Origin of the sequence: Providencia rettgeri, from assembly GCF_041075285.1 — a bacterium.
Classification (GTDB): domain Bacteria; phylum Pseudomonadota; class Gammaproteobacteria; order Enterobacterales; family Enterobacteriaceae; genus Providencia; species Providencia rettgeri_G.
Genome location: NZ_CP163512.1, coordinates 4,144,274 through 4,164,346, shown reverse-complemented (window position 1 = coordinate 4,164,346; position 20,073 = coordinate 4,144,274). Strand labels below are relative to the sequence as shown.

The 20,073-nt window shown below is 41.1% G+C and carries 20 protein-coding genes; 8 read left to right on the top strand and 12 right to left on the bottom strand.

The genetic code is table 11. The annotated features are described in order from the left end of the window. Positions 1 to 90: 90 nt before the first annotated feature. Together AB6N04_RS19010 and AB6N04_RS19005 are read right to left on the bottom strand one after the other, a co-directional pair. Positions 91 to 2,250, bottom strand: coding sequence for an ornithine decarboxylase (locus AB6N04_RS19010; protein WP_369309780.1), 2,160 nt, complete (start codon positions 2,248 to 2,250; stop codon positions 91 to 93). A gap of 272 nt (positions 2,251 to 2,522) precedes the next feature. Beyond that, positions 2,523 to 3,542, bottom strand: a complete 1,020-nt coding sequence (locus AB6N04_RS19005; protein ID WP_369309779.1) for a mechanosensitive ion channel family protein — start codon at positions 3,540 to 3,542, stop codon at positions 2,523 to 2,525. Between the two features lie 141 nt (positions 3,543 to 3,683). Here AB6N04_RS19005 and AB6N04_RS19000 point away from each other — a divergent pair, with 141 nt between their 5' ends. Next, the gene (locus AB6N04_RS19000; protein ID WP_369309778.1) at positions 3,684 to 4,091 is read left to right on the top strand and encodes a DUF2750 domain-containing protein; all 408 of its coding nucleotides are present in this window, start codon (positions 3,684 to 3,686) and stop codon (positions 4,089 to 4,091) included. A 199-nt stretch (positions 4,092 to 4,290) separates the two neighbouring features. Here the strand turns inward: AB6N04_RS19000 and AB6N04_RS18995 are convergent, their stop codons facing one another. The 3 genes from AB6N04_RS18995 to rbsK all read right to left on the bottom strand — a co-directional run bounded on the left by AB6N04_RS18995 (position 4,291) and on the right by rbsK (position 7,709). Continuing rightward, positions 4,291 to 5,307: an aldose 1-epimerase family protein gene (locus AB6N04_RS18995; RefSeq protein ID WP_369309777.1), complete on the bottom strand. Its 1,017-nt coding sequence runs from the start codon at positions 5,305 to 5,307 to the stop codon at positions 4,291 to 4,293. A gap of 57 nt (positions 5,308 to 5,364) precedes the next feature. Further along, entirely contained in the window at positions 5,365 to 6,672 is a 1,308-nt protein-coding gene (gene fucP / locus AB6N04_RS18990; protein ID WP_369309776.1) for an L-fucose:H+ symporter permease, read from the bottom strand. Positions 6,673 to 6,779: 107 nt separating this feature from the next. Then, complete coding sequence (gene rbsK / locus AB6N04_RS18985; protein WP_369309775.1) at positions 6,780 to 7,709, bottom strand: ribokinase; 930 nt, start codon at positions 7,707 to 7,709, stop codon at positions 6,780 to 6,782. Between the two features lie 168 nt (positions 7,710 to 7,877). On the opposite strand from rbsK, the gene deoC reads away from it, so the two are divergent. Both deoC and deoR read left to right on the top strand, forming a co-directional pair. Then, positions 7,878 to 8,546, top strand: a complete 669-nt coding sequence (deoC, locus tag AB6N04_RS18980) for a deoxyribose-phosphate aldolase (protein ID WP_369309774.1) — start codon at positions 7,878 to 7,880, stop codon at positions 8,544 to 8,546. Positions 8,547 to 8,601: 55 nt separating this feature from the next. Continuing rightward, complete coding sequence (gene deoR / locus AB6N04_RS18975; protein WP_369309773.1) at positions 8,602 to 9,381, top strand: DNA-binding transcriptional repressor DeoR; 780 nt, start codon at positions 8,602 to 8,604, stop codon at positions 9,379 to 9,381. 42 nt (positions 9,382 to 9,423) lie between these two features. Here deoR and rnz read toward each other — a convergent pair whose 3' ends face one another. Together rnz and rtcR are read right to left on the bottom strand one after the other, a co-directional pair. After that, complete coding sequence (gene rnz / locus AB6N04_RS18970) at positions 9,424 to 10,338, bottom strand: ribonuclease Z (RefSeq protein ID WP_369309772.1); 915 nt, start codon at positions 10,336 to 10,338, stop codon at positions 9,424 to 9,426. Between the two features lie 13 nt (positions 10,339 to 10,351). Then, a complete protein-coding gene (gene rtcR, locus AB6N04_RS18965; protein ID WP_369309771.1) occupies positions 10,352 to 11,944 on the bottom strand; it encodes an RNA repair transcriptional activator RtcR in 1,593 nt (530 codons plus the stop codon). A gap of 904 nt (positions 11,945 to 12,848) precedes the next feature. Here rtcR and AB6N04_RS18960 point away from each other — a divergent pair. From AB6N04_RS18960 to AB6N04_RS18940, 5 genes are all read left to right on the top strand, one after another. Then, a complete protein-coding gene (locus tag AB6N04_RS18960; RefSeq protein WP_369312188.1) occupies positions 12,849 to 13,973 on the top strand; it encodes a slipin family protein in 1,125 nt (374 codons plus the stop codon). A 2-nt stretch (positions 13,974 to 13,975) separates the two neighbouring features. Further along, positions 13,976 to 15,202, top strand: coding sequence for an RtcB family protein (locus AB6N04_RS18955; protein ID WP_369309770.1), 1,227 nt, complete (start codon positions 13,976 to 13,978; stop codon positions 15,200 to 15,202). Between the two features lie 15 nt (positions 15,203 to 15,217). Beyond that, positions 15,218 to 16,012 carry a nucleotidyltransferase domain-containing protein gene (locus AB6N04_RS18950; RefSeq protein WP_369309769.1) on the top strand — a complete coding sequence of 265 codons (795 nt, stop codon included), beginning with the start codon at positions 15,218 to 15,220 and terminating at the stop codon, positions 16,010 to 16,012. Between the two features lie 132 nt (positions 16,013 to 16,144). After that, positions 16,145 to 17,023 (top strand): hypothetical protein, encoded by an 879-nt coding sequence (locus tag AB6N04_RS18945; protein WP_369309768.1) that lies wholly within the window; start codon positions 16,145 to 16,147, stop codon positions 17,021 to 17,023. After that, positions 17,016 to 17,414: a DUF1240 domain-containing protein gene (locus AB6N04_RS18940; protein WP_369309767.1), complete on the top strand. Its 399-nt coding sequence runs from the start codon at positions 17,016 to 17,018 to the stop codon at positions 17,412 to 17,414. The genes AB6N04_RS18945 and AB6N04_RS18940 overlap by 8 nt, the downstream gene beginning before the upstream one ends. Before the next feature lie 318 nt (positions 17,415 to 17,732). Here AB6N04_RS18940 and AB6N04_RS18935 read toward each other — a convergent pair whose 3' ends face one another. The 5 genes from AB6N04_RS18935 to AB6N04_RS18915 form a co-directional block, all read right to left on the bottom strand. Then, complete coding sequence (locus AB6N04_RS18935) at positions 17,733 to 17,957, bottom strand: hypothetical protein (RefSeq protein WP_369312186.1); 225 nt, start codon at positions 17,955 to 17,957, stop codon at positions 17,733 to 17,735. Between the two features lie 145 nt (positions 17,958 to 18,102). Beyond that, positions 18,103 to 18,336, bottom strand: coding sequence for a type II toxin-antitoxin system RelE/ParE family toxin (locus tag AB6N04_RS18930; protein ID WP_369309766.1), 234 nt, complete (start codon positions 18,334 to 18,336; stop codon positions 18,103 to 18,105). A gap of 62 nt (positions 18,337 to 18,398) precedes the next feature. Continuing rightward, entirely contained in the window at positions 18,399 to 18,668 is a 270-nt protein-coding gene (locus AB6N04_RS18925; protein ID WP_369309765.1) for a type II toxin-antitoxin system Phd/YefM family antitoxin, read from the bottom strand. Between the two features lie 179 nt (positions 18,669 to 18,847). Further along, on the bottom strand, positions 18,848 to 19,270 hold the full coding sequence (locus AB6N04_RS18920; RefSeq protein ID WP_369309764.1) for a DoxX family protein: 423 nt from the start codon (positions 19,268 to 19,270) through the stop codon (positions 18,848 to 18,850). Between the two features lie 207 nt (positions 19,271 to 19,477). Continuing rightward, positions 19,478 to 20,044 (bottom strand): molecular chaperone TorD family protein, encoded by a 567-nt coding sequence (locus AB6N04_RS18915; protein WP_369309763.1) that lies wholly within the window; start codon positions 20,042 to 20,044, stop codon positions 19,478 to 19,480. Positions 20,045 to 20,073: the final 29 nt, after the last annotated feature.

Below are 20,073 nucleotides of genomic sequence, written 5' to 3'. Positions count from 1 at the left end.
CCTTATAAAATTGGAGTTAGAGATGGCCTAACTCCAATGTAACGACCCCATAAGGCAAAATCTATGCTTGTCGTCTGAATACGAAGAAAATTATTTTAAAACATGCGCATAGACACGTTTTCTCTCACCTTCATTTTTCGAAATATACACCCCTTGCAACTCAGGTGCGAAGCCCGGTAACGCATTGATCCCAGCCTCAAGTGCTTTAAAGTAGCGCAGTACAGGTCCCGACCACACTTCACCTGGGACAACACATAAAACCCCCGGTGGGTAGGGTAATGCTCCCTCAACCGCAATGCGCCCTTCCAATTCATCCAATGGCAATAATTCGCAATTACCACGAATAAATTCCAAATGTGCTTGTTGTGGGTTCATTTTGACTTCTGGGAAATGCGCTTTACGAAACATCTGTTTTTGTAACTGTTTAATGTTGTCATTAACACTCAATTGGTGCATTTCTTGACACAAGCGGCGCAATGTATAACCTTGATAATGCTCTTGGTAGCGCTGGTATACCGATGGCAGCACATCTTCCAGTAATGCATCCTCATCCAATAACTGTTCAAAACGCACTAAATGAGAAACTAATAGTGCTAATTTTTCCGTTGTTTCCGCCGGGGTTAATAAAAATAAGATCGAGTTTAAGTCACATTTTTCTGGGATCACACCGTGCTCACGTAAAAAATGAGCCAAAATGGTCGCAGGTACGCCAAATGCCTCATATTCCCCACTTTCTACATCAATCCCCGGTGTCGTCAGCATTAATTTACAGGGATCGACAAAATATTGCTCTTGCGCATAACCCTCAAAGGCGTGCCAACGTTCCTTAGGAATAAAATTAAAGAAACGCTGCTCAGATGCAATTTGCTCAGTCGGGTATTCATACCATGCTTTCCCGTCAATCAATTCAGGCACAAACGGTCTAAAATAACGGCAGTGCTGGAAAATTGATTTACGCACTTCAATGCCCGTTTTCACGCAATCCATCCACATCATTTCCCCCGCTTCACCTTGATGAATACGGGCGTTGACATCTAAAGAGGCAAATAATGGATAAAATGGACTCGTAGAGGCGTGCATCATAAAGGCATTGTTGAGTTTTTTGTGAGAAACAAAACGCTGTTGCCCTTTAATGTGGTTATCTTTCTTGTGAATTTGTGAGGCTTGTGAAAAGCCCGCCAGTTGCTTATGTACTGACTGAGTGACCATAATGCCGGGGTCGTTTTCATTTAAGTCGAGCAGTAATGGCGAGCACTGACGCATCATGGGGATGAATTGTTCATAACCCACCCACGCCGAATCGAACAAAATATAATCACATAAGTGACCAATCTTATCCACCACTTGCCTTGCGTTGTACACGGTACCGTCGTATGTGCCGAGTTGGATCACAGCTAAGCGAAATGGTCGGGTTTGCTGCGCTTTTTCTGGCATCACCTCTTGGATCAAGCCACGCAAATAACGTTCATCGAAACAATGGGCATCAATACCACCAATAAAACCATACGGATTACGTGCTGTTTCTAAATAAACGGGGGTTGCTCCCGCTTGAATTAATGCACCGTGATGATTGGATTTATGATTGTTGCGGTCGAATAACACCAAGTCCCCCGGTGTTAATAATGCATTGAGCACCACTTTATTGGAAGATGATGTGCCATTGAGGACAAAGTAGGTTTTGTCTGCATTAAACACTTTTGCCGCAAACTTTTGAGCTTCTTTTGCTGCGCCTTCGTGGATCAATAAATCCCCCATCGCCACATCCGCATTGCATAAATCAGTACGGAATAAATTCTCACCATAAAATTGGTAAAATTGTTCACCGGTTGGATGGCGGCGGAAAAATTGCCCACCTTGATGTCCTGGGCACGCAAACGTAACATTATGACCCGCAGCATAATCCATCATTCGAGCAAAAAATGGCGGTAATAACTGTTCAAGATACTGATTAGCAGCATCCAATAATTGGCGGCTGTTTTCTTCCCGCGCAGATGGCGCAGGGGGTAATAATGCCGTGACATATGGTGGCAAAGTGTCTTGTGTTGGCAGCTGTTTATCACTGATGATAAACAGCGGAATACTGAGTTTACTCTGTGCAATCCTTTCCCACAGCCCTTGGTTAGCATCTTGTTCAGATAGCACCACCGCAGCAATATTGTTTAACTGTGCATCGCGAATATCTACCCACTGAAATTGGTTAGTGAAATAGATTGCGACCCCCTGGCTACATGCCACATTGATTTTATTCATAGCAGTCTGGCTCTTAGTTAGCTGAGGAAAAGAAGCGGTCAATATACTTGATAGATCAGGGAATTGGAATGATTTGCACTGCGGTAAAAAAACGGAAAATCCGCGAAGTCGAATATTGTTTATAAGCCACTGGTTAATAGCATAAAAATATTCCCACCCCTCTACGCCCTTAGCCAAATATAAAATCAGAAAAACAAAAATAGATAGATAAAATGACCAACTAATAACAATAATCTATGAAATCAGTCGGTCAATTTATCCTGTATGGGAGCTTAGTGGTTTTTTTCCACATACAATGTTTGAGAAGGGAATGCGAAATCTGCGCCGTGACGCTTAACAATCTCAATTATTTTTAAATAGACTTCCTGCTGTGCTGCTAACCATTCCGCCCAAACGGTGGTTTTGGTAAAGCAGTACACCATAATATTTAACGAAGAATCTGCGAACGCATCAAAATACACTAATAGGGTTTGGCTAGTATCGATATTTTCATCTTGCTGCAACATTGTGCGAATATCGTCAACGATCGCACCAATTTTATCGGAATCCTCGTAACGTAAGCCTAATTCCGTTTTGATACGACGGTTAGTCATGCGCCCAGGGTTTTCCACACTAATGGACGAAAATACCGAATTGGGAATATACAATGGTCGATGATCAAACGTGATGATCTTAGTGATCCGCCAGCCAATTTCCACAACCGTACCTTCAATATTTCGGTCTGGTGAGCTGACCCAGTCCCCAATGTTAAATGGACGGTCAAAATAGAGCATTAACCCTGAGAAAAAGTTGCTCAAGATATCCTTACCTGCCATACCAATAGCAATACCGCCAATACCACCAAACGCCATTAGCCCTGACAGGCTCATGCCAAAGTGCTCACCAAATAGCAGTACCATAATAACGAACACGGTCGTTTTAAATACACGAGCGACAATACGGGCGGAAGTCGGATCACTGCCTTTTTTAATTTGAGCCTTCTCTAACCGATTAGCAAGTTGGAACAGTTTTCGCATTAAAATTAACGCAATCAATGCGATAGTAATAAAATTAACTAACGGGGTGGAAATAAAATGCAAATCAAAATCTGCCGCGGCCATGTCCACATACTGCGCAGCAACGATAACCACGAAACAAAGTGCAGCTGTTTGAATAATATGAATAATAATGCTTTTATGTTTATGCTTATGTTTACGTCGTTTGTGGAATATCTCGAAAAAGACATACAGCATGAGACATGCTGCGATTATTGTCATGCCAATGGCATATTTTTCAAGTAATACTTCTATCATCTCTAACCGCCCTAAAATTCATCTGATAGATATTTTTTAATCATTTTGCTGTGCATTGTTTTACGTTATCTTATTACTAAGATAACAATTCTAAATATTATTTTCCCAATAATTATCAATTACTTTTTAGACCATCTAATAATGAATAACCCAATATTTTCCCCTAATAAGAAAGAAATTCATAACGTTTTGGCTTTAAGTCCTTCACAAAAATACCGCTATTTTGTCGGTAAAATCGCCGATTGGCAGCAAGTTTGGAGTATCGGTGATGGAAAAAACCTCGTCACCACATGGGATGATAATAAATGCCTCTCTCTTCCTCTTTGGCCTGCGAAAGCGTATGTGGAGTTGTATTTAACAGGTGAGTGGTCAAATTTGGTGCCTATGCCGTTTACCCTTGATCACTTAATGACAGAAATTTTACCCGATATGCATGAAGCCAATATTAAGGTCGCGCTGGCAATGCAGCCTGATGGGGAAAAAACACCTATTTATGATGCGATAGCACTGCTCGCTGATTTAGAGGAAGAATGCCAACAATATGAGTAAGAGGCAGCAATATGCTGCCTCTTCAGGTTGTTGACAAAGTGGGATAAAAGCGTGGTTTTTCCCACTTTGTGTTATCAGACGAAAATCAATATATTGATTTTCCTTGTTTATTTTCAAAATCTATCCAACCTGCTGGCAAACCTAATCGGTTTGTCAGCAGTCTGAGAGGCAGCAATATGCTGCCTCTTCAGGTAAAAAACTACTTTTCAACACCAGTCGTGACCGTAAACTCACGAGTTTGCCCTGCATCTAACCACATCAAGGTTTGGCTCTTTTTCGCCGCTAAAAAACCTTCTGGTCGACATGTGGCTGGCAATACAAACGCCCCGACTTTTTGGTCACCATTGTATAAAATCCAACGAGTCGCGTAGTTCAATTCGCTAGATTTAAATTGCGTAATAAAGGTATCTCCAGCAGGCGATGTCATTCTAAACACAGGATTTGCCGTATATTGGCTAAGGTTATCCATAAAGAAGACAATTTCAGGATCACACATCTGTGGCTGATCTAGCTGATTTAACGTGACTTTTCCAGATTTCAACGCGTCATTAAATTCGAGCCATTTCTCTGTTGGTTGAACATGCCCTGGTATCGACTCACGCAGCTTAATCCCATGCTCAGGGATATTTTGCGTCAGTGTTGCATTATCCACATAGGCATAATTCATATGGCACATGTATTGGAGGGGCATAGGAACGGATGCTAAGTTAGTCACCGACATATGAATATCAAATAATGCGCTATTTGCCTTTAACAAAACAAACGGCGCAGCGCGGTAATGATGACCAAACCCCATCACATACTCATATTCACCACACATTTTTACACTGTTTTCAGTGAGCTCTAACCATGCGCTGTCCATTGTTGCACAAGGCATTTCGCCGTGCAGGGGATGATTATCCTCTGGTGAAGGGCAACCATTACTGATTAAACCTGAATGAAAAGCAAAACACCCGTAGGTTTCAATCACTGTAGGTACCCGTTTGGGGGCTGAAAACATATTTTCCATTTTCAGATTTTGGCCACAAAATTCTGCATCCCAAATCATTTGCCCTAAAAAAGGCAAAATCGTTAAGTAACCTTGCTGGTTTTCAATACGTAAAGCTTCCACGCCAGTGTGATAACGAAATGCAGTGGCAGTGAACTGGTCATTTTTAAGAATAAGCGTCGGGTTTTCCGTAAATACGCTTTTGTGAAGAGGAATTCGTGTATTCATTTTCATACTCACGGTTAATCAAGGAAATTGGGTAGCTAACGCTACCCAAGGTCGGCATTATTTAGCGTCTTGTTTTGCTTTAAAGCGGCGTTCACCAATGAAGTAAATACCAACATACATAAAGCACAGCATGGAAACTAAGAAAGAAAGTTGCAAAGAGTGGAGTACGTCAGCCACATAACCTTGAATAGCAGGCACCACTGCGGCACCAACGATTGCCATCACAATCACCGCTCCCGCCATTTCGGTGTGTTCGTTATCGACGGTATCCAGTGTGCCTGCATAAATTGTTGCCCAGCAAGGTCCAAACAGAATGCTCACCATCACCGCTGCATAGACCGCTGTGAAACTCGGAATAAATGCAACATAAATCAGGAATAGTGCCCCAATTACCGAATAAATAATCAGGACTTTTTCTGCATTAAAGCGAGTCATTAAGATATTGGCGATAAACTTACCAATAAAGAAACACGCGAAGCTATACACCATAAAATTAGATGCATCACGCTCGTTAATATCGCCCATTTCCAGCGCTAAACGAATAGTGAAGGACCACACCGCAACTTGCATCCCCACATATAAGAATTGAGCAATGATCCCTTTCCTAAAGCGGCTATTTTTTGCTAAATACTTGAGCGTATCCAATGCAGATGGGCGCTTATGGTCTTGCGTTTCTGCAACCTTACATTTAGGGAATTTAGTGATTAGGAAGAGGAGCATCACCACCACCAGTACCATGATCATATAACGATAAGGTTCTAGCGTGTTTTCCAGCATTGCTAAACGGAATTCATGGATTTGTTCAGCATTCATCCCTGCCATCTGGCTTTGTAAACTATCCCCCTCAGAAAACACTAAATATTTGCCGAGTAAGATCCCACCCGCCGCACCGATTGGGTAGAAAGTTTGGCTAATATTTAAACGTAATGTGGCGTACTGTTTAGGACCAATCATTGAACTGTAGGTGTTTGCTGCGGTTTCAAGGAAGCTTAGACCAATAGCAATTGCGAAGATTGCCGCCAAGAACATCGTGTAAGTTGCCATATGGGAGGCGGGGAAGAACATACTGCAACCCGCAATATAGAGAATTAACCCCACCATAATCGCATATTTATAACTGGTTTTTTTGATCACCAAAGAGGCCGGGATCGCAATTAAAAAATACCCGCCATAGAATGCACTTTGTACTAAAGCCGATGCGAAGTTACTGAGTTCAAAGACACTTTTAAACTGGGTAATTAAAATATCATTTAATGCTGCGGCACATCCCCACAATGGGAATAAGCACGATAGTAGGATAAATTGGAATAGAGGAGTCCGACTCAGGTACCCATCAGGTAACTGAGTGATGTTCTTAATGTTCATAGTAACCCTTATATTTTTATAATTTATACCCGATGAGTATCTATTCAGCTCTAATGGCGGATTAATACGTCAAAGGGTATACAGCTACGTTGAGTTTTATTAATTAGCTATGTGTTTGAGGTGTTGATTTGTACAAATTCATTGAATTGCTCAACACTTGGATAAGAAGATTGAGTCCCTTTCCCTGTCACACTAAACGCAGAAAACATCACTGCTTTTTTCAGTGCTTCTTCAATATTCCCCGTGTGTACATAGTAATGAGAGAAACAACCAATAAAGGCATCCCCCGCACCACTTGTATCGATGGCATTCACTTTGATTGCCGGTATATATAACTCGCTATCGCGAGTCATCCACAGAGCGCCCTTTTCCCCTAAGGTCACAATGAGATTTTTGAGTCCTTTATCCAGCAGAGACTGCGCCGCACTACGGACGTTATCCATCGTGTCTACTGGCATATTGGTTAAAATTTCTAATTCTGTTTCATTCGGCACAAAGAAATCACAGCGACAAGCAAAATCCAGATCAAGGGAGCGTTGCGCGGGTGCTGGGTTGAGCAAGACAGGGATCCCGTGTTTATTACCAAATGAAATCGCGTGGTAGACCGTCTCAAGCTGCACTTCTAATTGCAGCACGATCAACTTACATTTTTTCAGATCTTCTGCCGCACGATCGATGTCTTCTGGGGATAAAAATTTATTCGCACCTTTGACGATCAAAATGCTATTTGATGAGTTTTGATTAACAAAAATAGGGGCGACACCGCTTGACGTGCAAGGTACTTTTTCCACATAACGGGTGTTAATGCCATAAGATTCCAAATTACGGATCGTATTATCCGCGAAAATATCATCTCCCACTTTGGTTAACATGATCACTTTTGAATTGAGTTTAGCAGCGGCCACCGCCTGATTCGCCCCTTTACCACCACAACCAATTTTAAAAGCGGGCGCTTCTAACGTTTCGCCTTCTTTTGGCATTTGATCGATGTAAGTGATCAAATCAACCATGTTTGAACCAATAACTGCTATATCCATGATACCCCTCGTGTTAAATAAATCACATAATGATATGATAGTAACATTATCATGTTGCAAAAATATCATTTGTGATTAGGATCTCGATTAATGAATGATCAAGTGTTACATCTACCACATTTCCTCATTCTTTGTTGTCTATCCCACATTTATATAGGAAAGTTGAAAATGCAAGACTTAGCAAAGTATATTGATCACACTTTACTCGCGGCTAATGCGACTGTCAGTGATATCACAAAATTATGTGCAGAAGCGGCTGAACACCATTTTGCTTCCGTATGTGTAAATAGCGGTTATGTTCCTTTAGCCAGTGAGCTCTTAAAAAACAGCGACGTAAAAGTTTGCTGTGTGGTAGGCTTCCCATTAGGTGCTTGTTTAACAGAAGCAAAAGCCTTTGAAGCTGCTGAAGCTGTGCGCCGCGGTGCGGATGAAGTGGATATGGTGATTAACGTGGGCATGTTAAAAAGTGGCGATTTAGACTTCGTCCGCAAAGATATTGAAGCCGTATTTGCCGCCTGTGGTAGTGCAACATTAAAAGTTATTTTAGAAAATTGCCTGTTAACTGATGAAGAAATTACACAAGTTTGTGAAATTTGCCGCACAATTAACGTTGGTTTTGTGAAAACTTCAACAGGTTTCAGTACAATGGGTGCCACTGAACATCATGTTGCTTTAATGCGCAACATCGTTGGCAGTGAAGTTGGTGTGAAAGCCTCCGGCGGTGTACGTGATCGTGAAACGGCAATTAAAATGATTGAAGCCGGTGCAAACCGCATTGGCGCAAGCGCCAGTGTGGCGATTGTCACAGGAACAGCAACCAAGCCAAGCGACTACTAAATGATGGAGCGCGGCCCAGCCGCGCTAATTTTGTATCTCATAAAAGGATTGTAGGGTGATAGAAACTAAACAAAAAGAACGCCTTCGCCGCTTAAGTGAATGTTTGAAACGTTCAGGACGTATTCATCTTAAAGAAGCTGCTAGGATACTCGAAGTGTCTGAAATGACCATTCGCCGAGACCTTAGCGCAGATACGGAAGGCCCTATCCCTATGTCACTCCTTGGTGGCTATATTGTTTCTGTTACCCGACCCGCTAACCTCGTAACCCAAGAGCAGCAAGCCGATATTTTCACGCCAGATCAAACCGAAGAGCTCTATATTCCCAATCTTGCCGCTAGCATGGTGACTGAGGATGACGTGATCTTCTTTGATAATGGCATTGAAATGGCAACATTAATTTCCCTGATCCCTGAAGAAATCAGCTTTACGGGGATTTGTTATTCCCATAACGTTTTTCTTGCACTTAGCCAGAAAAAAAATGCCACCGCGTTATTGTGCGGTGGTGAATATCGCCCTAAAAGTGATTCATTTTACAACCCTTCGTTGCCTTCTCTACTCGACTCAATTAACCCCAGAAAAGCTTTTATTTCCGCCGCAGGTGTTCACGGTACGTATGGCGTAACCTGTTATAATATTGATGATTTACCCATGAAGAAAAAAGCGATGGAAAAATCTATTCGTAAGATTTTACTCGCCCCTTATAACTTATTTGATGAAGTGGCGACCGCCAATATGGGGGAATTATCACAATTTGATGTGATAGTCACAAACAGGCAGCTTTCCGATGAATATGAAACCTATTGCCGCAATGGGTTTGTGAAAGTGATTTATTAAAATCATCAAGAGATTAAGCGGACAATATCTTGCCCGCTTAGGCTAGATTTTCACGGTCAAATAATCTTCTGCGATTTCAGTTGCAGGGAACACAGATTGGCACTGCGCTAATAACCTTGGAATATCTTCACTTGTATAGCGCCCACTCAAGTGAGTCGCAATAAAACGTTTTACTCCCGCTTCGCGCGCTAATTCAGCCGCTTGTTGTGTTGTTGAATGACCGCGTTCATTCGCTTTTTCCGCAAATTCCGCTTCTAAAGTCGTTTCATGGATCATGACATCCGCATTTCTTGCAAGTTCCAGTGCTTGCGGAGTCGGTTGGGTATCCCCAAAAATGGCAATAACTTTGCCAGGAATCGGCTCACCAAGATAATCCGCGCCATTAACCATACGGCCATCTTCAAGGGTAATGGTTTTACCTGCCTTGAGTGCTTGCATCCACGGGCCTCGCGGAATGTTATCACGCGCTAATTTGTTCGCATCTAATGCCCCACTTTTGGCATGCTCTTCAATACGATAGCCATAACATTCCACACGGTGATCAAGGGAATACGCAGTGACAATTAACTCGCCATCATCAAACAATTGACCAGCCTCAATCTCAATAATGTCAAGAGGGTAAGTCATATAAGACACACTAATAGACAACACCGTTTCAATATATTGCTTGAGTCCCTTTGGCCCATATAAGGTTAATGGTTCCGTTGCTCCCCCCATTGAACGGCTACATAACAACCCCGGCAGCCCAAAAATATGGTCACCGTGCAAATGGGTAATAAATATTTTCTCAATTTTTGGCGCTTTAAATGGACTATTAAGAATACGGTGCTGCGTGCCTTCTCCGCAGTCAAAGAGCCAGTAGCTTTTACGAATACCGACCAAATTTAATATCATACTGGTAACATTGCGCTCTTTTGTCGGCACACCAGCACTGGTTCCTAGAAAAGTTAACTCCATGTTTTTGTTCCTTTTACTGTCTCTTCTTTATCTGTTGAATATGTTCCCAATCCAGCCCAAACTTGGCTAAATATTTTCGCAGCCTATCCGCATCATTGGGTTGTTTTTTCTGTTGCCGAGACACCGCAAACAGCGTGCGTCCGGCTTCTGAAAGGGATGAAGAGCGGCGGCACACATCCAGTACCGTGACCAGTTGTTGTTGATCGAATAAATCAATTTCACCAATTTGTTCAGGCAACATATTACTCGATTTTATTTGCCACTGCGTCTGCAACCGAACTATTTCCTCTTCGGCTACCGACCGAGTTATTCGCCCTTTTTCAGCAAAGGTTGCCATACGGCTAATTGATGCACCTAATTCACGGAAGTTGCCGCGCCATAGCGCTTGTTCCGAGCAGGCAAATTTCACATACAGGTCACGGGCTTCGCTATCAAAGCGAATTTGATGTTGTGCGTCTTGGCTAAATTTCACCAGTTCATAATCGATATTCGGTTCGATATCCTCACGGCGATCACGCAAACCGGGCAAAGCAAAGGTCCACATATTAATACGGGCAAACAAGTCTTCACGGAATTTACCCTCTTCCACTTGCTGCGCCAAATTGCGATGAGTCCCCGCAATTAATTGAAAATCACTGTGAATTTCTTCATCTGCACCATAAGGAAAAAAACTTTTCTCTTCAATGGCTTTTAGCAACATGGCTTGTTCATCTAGCCCAAGCTCCGCAATTTCATCAAGAAATAAAATGCCGCCATCGGCTTCTTTTAATAGCCCTTTTCGTGGATTAATCGCCCCCGTAAATGCCCCTTTTACATGACCAAACAATGTGGACATCGCATTATCGCCGCGCAATGTTGCACAGTTCACTTCCACAAACCGCCCTTTTACTTGGTGCCGGCTTTCACGTAACTGGTAAATTCTTCGTGCTAAAAATGATTTACCCGCCCCTGTTGGGCCATTAAGTAAAATCGGGGCCTTTGAACGTAACGCGACGCGTTCAATTTGTTCAATCATGGTATTGAATGCGCGGTTACGTGTCGCAATACCCGACTTTAAAAATGAAACCTGTTGCTGTTGTTCTTTTTGGAAACGACTAGTGATATGAGTGTAGCGACTTAAATCAAGGTCAATCACCGTGTGAATACCAATAGGGTCTTTTTCCCTGCCCTTTTCACTGGGGGAGGTTTGGATCAGTTTGGCAGGTAAATAATGGGCTTCTGTTAATAAAAACCAGCAAATCTGCACCACGTGTGTCCCGGTGGTGATGTGTACCAGATACTCTTCGTTATCCGTATCAAAAGTATAGCTCGCAGAAAAATCCAGTAGCGAGGTATACACCTCCTCAAAATCCCACGGATCAGCGATATCCACTTCGTGTAATACCACCTCAGTTTGTGCAGAGGCTTGTTCAATATCCTCTTTGACCCGCTGCGCCATCGAGTAATCATTGACCTGATGAATTAATTCAAAGCGGCCAATATTGATATTCGGCTGTTGGCACAACCCGACCGTTGGACGCCATTTGGTCCAGCGGTTGGCCCTCTTACCCCGCCTATCCAATACCGTTCCCAGTACACCAATTACAACCTTTCGTTTTTCAGTCATGATTTATATAAATTTATAAAATGCGATATAAAAAGATAATAAATAGGCTAATTCATTTCTGCTGTTATTGTAAGCTTATTTTAGAATAAAAATAATTAATTGTTATTTTTCATGCAGATAAAAATATTTTTCCTATTCTTTAAAAAGTTGGCACGCTTCTGGCAATTATAAATTCATCCACTGCCGGAAAATGTCTGAACTTCGCGTTCAACCGGTGCAGACATGGTGGCTGTTGTCACTACATGGTCTGTATGCCGCCGTCGGTAAGATACCTTGGTAATAGCCTAGCTATCAGGTTCGACTCCTGAAAATAACGTCTCCAAAACGTAAAACAACGAGCTGAAGTTAAGCTTAAATCCGCCACTCGGGAGCTACGCCGAGTGATGAGCAGAAATTTAGACAGCCCCTAGGCACTCTACTTTTCCCCTCATCACTTCGCTTTTTTCTTCAGTGCCGGATAAATATTAAAAAAGGAAAAATAATGAAAAAAATAAATGTAGCTCAAGGACTTATTGCATTAACGTCAAAAAATGGTGATTTCAAACAACTGTTAGTGGCAGGTGAGCACCGCGTACAAGATTGGTTCAATAAACTGACAGTTTCATTTTTCACATTAAACAATGAACCGATTGAAGAAAAATTGGCCGCCCATTTGCGTCAGTTCCATATGGATTGGGTAAATGAATACTGCGTTGATATTAATCTATCTGATGATGAAGTCGCATTTTTATATTTACATCATCATTTAGTTGAAATTATTGCCCCACAAACACGCCGTTTATATTGGAAAACTAACGATGATTTACGTATCGAAAAGCATAGCGTAGCCCATTTAGCGATGACAGATAAGCTAACGGATCATTTGATCCACAAAAAAGGGGTTAAAGGCCGTGATTTATGTGTGATGGCCCAAATTTTTGCAGGGCAAATAGGCTTATTAAAAGTGGACGGTGAAATAAAAAGCCTATTAGAGGCGGGAAATTATGGTTTTTGGTCAGTCAAACAAAAACCAGAAATTCAAGTGATTGATGTATGCTCACAGACCATTGATAAACCCATTGACACTGTACTTGCTGAACAAATTCGTCAATATCACCCAAATTGGGTAGCCTCATATGGGGTCGATATTGATTTATCCGATGACGAAATCGGTTTTTTATATTCACATAATAACTTGGTGGAAATTTTATCACCCGCAACGCGACGTCTGTACTGGAAATCAGGAAATTCCTTGCGTGTAGAGAAACAAAAAGTGGGTGATGTGATGCTATCCGATACATTAACACAACGCTTGGCGGCAAAAAAACGCATCAAAGGCAGCGAACTTTGCCTAATTGCTCAAATACCAGCTTGGCATATTGGCGTACTAAAAATTGATGGTGAGATAACAGGTTTACTCGACGCAGGTACCCACGGTTATTGGCGCGTAGAGCATACTCCTGAAATTGATATCATTGATACGCGTTTACAGTCATTAGAAGTCAATGGGCAAGAAATCTTAACCAAAGATAAAGTCACGTTGCGTATTAATTTATCAGCTAACTGGCGCTATGGAGATGTGCTGCATGCATTTTCAAAATTAAGCCAGCCAGTGGAGCATTTGTACCGTGAATTACAGTTCTCATTAAGGGAAATCATCGGCACCCGTACACTTGATGAACTATTAGAAAACAAACAATTAATCGATGAGTTGATGCTAACGCAAGTGGTACAAAGCATTACTGAGTTTGGCTTAGAAGTGGATAGCATCGGTGTAAAAGACATTATTTTGCCGGGTGAAATGCGCACAATATTGTCCCAAGTTGTCGAGGCTGAAAAATCAGCACAAGCGAATGTGATCCGCCGTCGCGAAGAAACAGCGGCCACACGTTCACTGTTAAATACGGCAAAAGTGATGGAAAACAACCCTGTTGCGCTGCGCTTAAAAGAGCTAGAAACCTTAGAAAGTATTGCACATCGAATCGATCAAATTTCCGTTTACGGTGGATTAGACCAAGTATTAAATGGATTGGTAAAAATTAAGGAATAACAATGAGTAATAATAACTTTAATCAAATAATTCAAGAAAGTGGCGTACCGGTAAAAATGTGGACTAACGGGGTTCCCGTTGACCCGAAAGCAGTAACACAATTACAAAACACCGCAAAAATGCCATTTATTTTTAAACACTTAGCGGTAATGCCAGATGTGCATGTTGGGAAAGGATCAACCATCGGGAGCGTGATCCCAACCAAAGGAGCGATTATTCCTGCGGCGGTTGGGGTGGATATTGGGTGTGGAATGATCGCCGTGCGTACATCCCTAACCGCGTCTGATTTGCCTGATAGCTTGCAAAATATTCGTTTTGCCATTGAAGCAGCGGTACCTCATGGACGAACAACCCATCGACATGGTCGTGATAAAGGGGCTTGGCATCGTACACCGGATATTGTGGACACCCATTGGGCGCATTTAGATGAGGATTTTAAACGTATTTGTGATAAGTACCCTAAATTGCGTGGAACTAACCATTACAACCACTTAGGGACGTTGGGAACTGGAAATCACTTTATTGAATTGTGTTTGGATGAGCAAGACCGCGTGTGGGTAATGTTGCATAGTGGGTCTCGCGGGGTGGGAAATGCGATAGGTAACCTATTTATTTCATTGGCACAAAAAGATATGCAACAGCATATCGCTAATTTGCCAGATAGGGACTTAGCGTACTTTGAAGAAGGCAGCGTGCATTTTAATGACTATATGGAAGCTGTGGGTTGGGCGCAGGATTTCGCCCGCCATAACCGTGAAGTGATGATGCACCGCGTATTGGAAGCGCTTTCCCGTGAAATTCCAAAGCCGTTTACCACACAACAAGAAGCGGTCAATTGCCACCATAACTATGTGCAAAAAGAGCAACATTTTGGTGAGGAAGTTTTAGTAACACGAAAAGGCGCTGTTTCTGCCCGAAAAGGCCAAATGGGGATCATTCCTGGCTCAATGGGAGCAAAAAGCTTTATTGTGCGCGGACTGGGTGATGAAGAGAGCTTTTGTTCTTGTAGCCATGGTGCAGGTCGTGTGATGAGCCGAACTGAAGCCAAGAAACGTTTCTCCATAAATGACCAAAAGATAGCGACTGCACACGTTGAATGCCGAAAAGACAGTGATGTTATTGATGAAATTCCGATGGCGTATAAAGACATTGATGCGGTGATGGCCGCTCAATCATCACTGGTAGAAATTGTTCATACCCTCCGCCAAGTAGTGTGTGTGAAGGGGTAAATAAGATGAGAAAGTATGGAAACCAACAGCGGAAGTGTATCCGTGCTAATGAAAGAACGGATATGCAGTACTCTAAAAGACATAGAAGAAAGTCATCACGTTAAAATTCTTTTTGCTTGTGAATCAGGCAGTCGCGGTTGGGGCTTTGCCTCCCGCGATAGCGACTATGATGTGCGGTTTATCTATGTGCATAAATTAGACTGGTACTTAACTCTCGACCCCAAACGGGATGTAATAGAAAAACCGATAGATGATGAGCTAGATATATCGGGCTGGGAATTATCCAAAGCGTTGAGATTAATGCGCAATTCAAACCCCGCATTAATCGAATGGCTACATTCCCCTATCGTTTATTTTAAAGACGAAGACTTTTTTGCTGAGTTAGAGGAACTTGCCACAAAATTTTATTCACCATTAAAGTCCCGATATCATTATTTATCAATTAGTAAACGCAACTTACATACGGATTTTAAAGGTAAGGAAGTCAAACTGAAAAAGTATTTTTATCTACTTAGAGCGATTTTAGCGTTACGCTGGATAGCAATACATAAAAATATGCCACCGATGGCCTTTTCAGAGTTAGTGGCCGCAACAGTTACCGATAAACTTGTGTTGGCAGAGATTAAAGAGCTGTTAGAAATAAAGTCGAACGTCGATGAAAGCCATTACGGTGCAAGGCGTCCTGCAATAGATGCGTTAGTGGCTGAGAGTATTGAACGTGCTGAGCGTTTGGCATTTCCTGAGCCTTTTTGCCGAGATAGCCATTTATTGGATGATTTTTTTCGTACTGTTGTACTAAAAAATAATTAATGATCCTAAAAATGGTTGTCGCTTCGCTCCATTTTGATTAGTACCACATTGGAGCATTAGGCTATTTATTGTCGAATGAGTGGCATATCTTATGCTATACTCACAGTCCATAACCCAAATTCAAGGAGTCGCATGGCATATAAATATGACCCTGTTTCAAAAACACTCATTGATGCTGATGATAAATTCAGTTTTGAAACCGTCCCTAACTATGATGAACTTTACTACCAAGCAAATCTTACAAAAATTAGGGGTATCCTTAATAACGAAAAAGACGATGATAATGTCGCAGCTGTTATCACCATTGAGGAAGCGGATTATATTTTAAAAAATCTATCGACTCCGACACCTTTCAAAGATCCAAAAGAAACGGTATTTGATATTGGAGATATAGTATCTTCATTCTCAGGAAATATTTATGAAGCATACAGGGTAGACAGAATTATTAATGAGTTTGGAAATTTCAATATTAGAGCAACTCAATATACAGGACCAAACGGTAATGTTTATATTCGTCTATCAGGTCATGCCGGAATTAGAACGTTCTTAGACGGAACTCGATATTTAGCAAACAACCCTCGAATTCTATACATGGGTGCAGGTACTCAGGGGATGAATAATGTATCCGTGGGGGCTGCTCGCTTTTCTATTGTATTTTCTGCAGCTTATAGAGTTGTAGAACTAATATTTAGGGATGAATACACACTGGTTAATTTTTTCGTAAACATAACTATGGATATGGCAAAATTAGCTGTTGGTACACAAATAACAGCAACAGTTACAGGAGGCTTAGTAACGGCTGCATTAACCGGTGGAACAAGTGTTATACTAGTAACCTTAGGTGTCTTTTTCATAGGTTTTGTAATTGTTGGTATTTTGTATTGGCTTGATAATGAATTAGGGATTAGTGAATCCATAATAAGAGACCTAAAATTTCACCGCCGCGCTAAAGCTGAAACAAGAAGCCCTCAACCGATATTTAATAACTGGAGGGCACTTAGCCGTGGATAATAATACAAAGAATAAATTTAATTCATTGTTTTTTATTGTAATTTCTTTGTTAAGTGTATTTATTTCTTTATCTACATACATCCAATATTTAAGATTAGAGGACAAAATAACTTTGTCTCTATATTTTACATCATTAATATTTGTCTCCCCATTTACCCTATATTTATCGTTTATTTTTTACCGAGCAGCAAAATCATCAAGTGAAATAAAATTAAATAACCAAATATTCAAATATCTTTTATTTATAGCAATAATAGGGTTATTAATAAGCTTAGTTATTTTTTTAGGCATGAAAAATAACCTTTTATCAAAAGGTTACATTAGGTGCACGGATAAATCGTCAACAATGGTAACCACATATACAATAGATAAAAAATTATGTGAGAAATAAATTTATTAAATGGGATAAGCCACTAAAAGGAATGAGAACTCAAGCTAAGAAAGTATAAAAATCCATTAAAAATTCATATCTTCAAGCATTCTATTATATGCGCTAAAAATCATTTATTTTCATACGTTACATCAAAAGAGATTCGCTCATTACGCATCTCTCAGTATCGGGTTCATTTCGTCCTTTGATAGTCATTAGTTTATCCAGTTCAGAAAGTCGTCCTGACGCTTCAAAACCGAGGTGATACTCGGGCAATCGTGCTATCCCTTGATCAGCCAGCGAACGGTGATCTATTCGCGCCTGTTCAATCCCTACATTTTAAACATAACGGTTATGGGTATCCGCCCAACGCTCACGCAAATCAACCAGCGCCTCGCGCTGTTCAGTCAACGTTAAGCTATGCCCTGAATCCTTTTGAGCTCCACCACGCTCAGGATATTTTGCATTAAACCTTTTAAAATACTGGTCAGGCGCGCGATCTATGCCGTCATTCACACGTAAACTCATCATCACATGCGCATGAGGCTGTTCTCCTCCATCAATACTGGCGGTGGGTTTGTGGATCGCTATCGAAAGGATAAAAATGAAAGCTCGAGGTAATGAAGACCATCAGAAAATTTTTGATGGTCTTTTTTCAAAAGTAATCACAAAAGCCTAATCAAGATTAACTTATTGCCAGAACGGATTTTTATAAATGAGAATGGGGATCTTGTGTATGATGTAATACTGCCAGCACCTCAATACCTTCAGGCGCTTTTCGATAATAAATAATATGGCTTTCAACAGGGAAACTGAAAACACCCAAATACAAATCTTCACTACGATCACGACCAAGAGATGGCTGGGGCGCGAGTATATCGGTCATTGTCACTCGTAATGAGTTAGCATAAGCCTCTGCAACATTAGCCCCCCATCTACGCATAGAATAAAGCCTAATTGAGTGGATATGTCCTTTCGCTTTCTGAGTAAACCTAACGCTCATCCTTAAGCCTTATTATCAAGTTCATCCCCAGTCAACGGAGCAAATACATCATCTATGCTATGAAATTCACCGCGTTCTGCTTGTGCAATAGATTCCGCCAAAACCGCTTTTAGGCTCTGTAATTTTAATTGCATAAGCTGATCATATTCGTCCGCAGAGATAACAACAGCAACACGTTTACCGTGCTTGCTTATTTCAACAGGCGCACGTTGAACTTTCATCAACAAATCACCAAATTGATTTTTAGCAACCTGTGCTGAGATAGTTTCCATATATCACCGACAATATAAAATGGCTTGAATGTCTATTATAGCTAAAATGGCTTAAACTACCAATATTGCAAAACTATCGTTTATCTTGAAACGCCCATTTTTAGGCAAAAAAATAGACCATCAGAAAATTTTTGATGGTCTTTTTTCAAAGGCAATGTCAAAACTTAATAAAAACTAACTTATCGCCAACACGGGTTTTTGATAATCGAAAATTTCCCTGCTCCCATAAATGCCAGCGCAAGTGAACTCAGGAAGAAATAGACAATGCTTTCAATCGCCCATGCTCCTGTTTTATCAAGAACAAAGGTTTTGTCTAACCCAATCATTAACCATGCAACCACCATGGTGAATGCCACTAATAAGGCAGATGGGCGAGTTAAAATCCCTAAAATAATAAAAATAGGGGCAACCACCTCTCCTAAAATAGTGCCGTAAGCGATAAATTCAGGCAAGCCATAAGAAGCCAGCAATGCTTTGATACCACTGGCTCCCGTTAATAACTTACTCATTCCGTGGAATAGCATCAACCCGCCCACAGCAAAGCGTAACAGTAATTTCCCCGCATCTTCATGGGACAATAGCCGATTAAATAGATTGACCACTTTATACCCCTTTAAGTTTTCATAGACATCATTAAGTAGTATGACTTAAAAACGCATTATGGCTTAAAAATATAAAGTAAGAATCATTTTAATTTGCATTTCTTATAACTAAATCAATGTTCATTTAATTATAAATTATTAACTATTTCATCATTCAAATATTATGTTTAATTAATCATTTAAGTATCAAAAATATTGAATAAATAGCTATATTAGTGACCTGACAGTCACCAAGGTTAATTCCGTTAGCGCATTATAAAAAGGGCTCTGCTTTGTTCGATTTAATTGCTGAGAAAATTGTGGTAACCAATTCCCCAGATGGTCATTCAACAACGCTTTTAATGCCGCCTCTCTAACTTGTGAAGCTAAAACCGCCGCTTGAAATAACATTAAGCCAACATGGTCTGATGGCTCTGGATAACGCGTCTGAATTTTTAAACGCTCCCGTTTTAAAAACTCACTCAATGCCATCGTAGAACAGCCTTGCAATACGCCTTCCGGGTCAAGGTATACCGAGCCCCATGGTGGGGCGGGTAATGTATTGGGACCAATAAATAAATCTGTCCACTGAGTATGCAGTGTTGCCGTTTCTATTTTTAGCGACGCCGAAATGCGTTCACTAAGCGGCGTACTGATTTTACAGGGCCACTGAGCAGCAAAATCATCTAGTTTAAAAAAGCTTAATGCATAGTGACTGGCATCATCATTGGGTGAAAACAGATAGCAAGTACCCAAAATATTAAATGCCGCTGCGTAATGTGAAAAATGGATCATAATTACCGTGACGCCCTAAAAAATGTATT

Bases quoted from the DNA above. Each gene is read 5' to 3' on its own strand.
- AB6N04_RS19010 (WP_369309780.1), bottom strand. From the start codon at position 2,250: ATGAATAAAATCAATGTGGCATGTAGCCAGGGGGTCGCAATCTATTTC.
- AB6N04_RS19005 (WP_369309779.1), bottom strand. From the start codon at position 3,542: ATGATAGAAGTATTACTTGAAAAATATGCCATTGGCATGACAATAATC.
- AB6N04_RS19000 (WP_369309778.1), top strand. From the start codon at position 3,684: ATGAATAACCCAATATTTTCCCCTAATAAGAAAGAAATTCATAACGTT.
- AB6N04_RS18995 (WP_369309777.1), bottom strand. From the start codon at position 5,307: ATGAATACACGAATTCCTCTTCACAAAAGCGTATTTACGGAAAACCCG.
- fucP (WP_369309776.1), bottom strand. From the start codon at position 6,672: ATGAACATTAAGAACATCACTCAGTTACCTGATGGGTACCTGAGTCGG.
- rbsK (WP_369309775.1), bottom strand. From the start codon at position 7,709: ATGGATATAGCAGTTATTGGTTCAAACATGGTTGATTTGATCACTTAC.
- deoC (WP_369309774.1), top strand. From the start codon at position 7,878: ATGCAAGACTTAGCAAAGTATATTGATCACACTTTACTCGCGGCTAAT.
- rnz (WP_369309772.1), bottom strand. From the start codon at position 10,338: ATGGAGTTAACTTTTCTAGGAACCAGTGCTGGTGTGCCGACAAAAGAG.
- rtcR (WP_369309771.1), bottom strand. From the start codon at position 11,944: ATGACTGAAAAACGAAAGGTTGTAATTGGTGTACTGGGAACGGTATTG.
- AB6N04_RS18960 (WP_369312188.1), top strand. From the start codon at position 12,849: ATGGCCCAAATTTTTGCAGGGCAAATAGGCTTATTAAAAGTGGACGGT.
- AB6N04_RS18955 (WP_369309770.1), top strand. From the start codon at position 13,976: ATGAGTAATAATAACTTTAATCAAATAATTCAAGAAAGTGGCGTACCG.
- AB6N04_RS18950 (WP_369309769.1), top strand. From the start codon at position 15,218: ATGGAAACCAACAGCGGAAGTGTATCCGTGCTAATGAAAGAACGGATA.
- AB6N04_RS18945 (WP_369309768.1), top strand. From the start codon at position 16,145: ATGGCATATAAATATGACCCTGTTTCAAAAACACTCATTGATGCTGAT.
- AB6N04_RS18930 (WP_369309766.1), bottom strand. From the start codon at position 18,336: ATGCGTAGATGGGGGGCTAATGTTGCAGAGGCTTATGCTAACTCATTA.
- AB6N04_RS18925 (WP_369309765.1), bottom strand. From the start codon at position 18,668: ATGGAAACTATCTCAGCACAGGTTGCTAAAAATCAATTTGGTGATTTG.
- AB6N04_RS18915 (WP_369309763.1), bottom strand. From the start codon at position 20,044: ATGATCCATTTTTCACATTACGCAGCGGCATTTAATATTTTGGGTACT.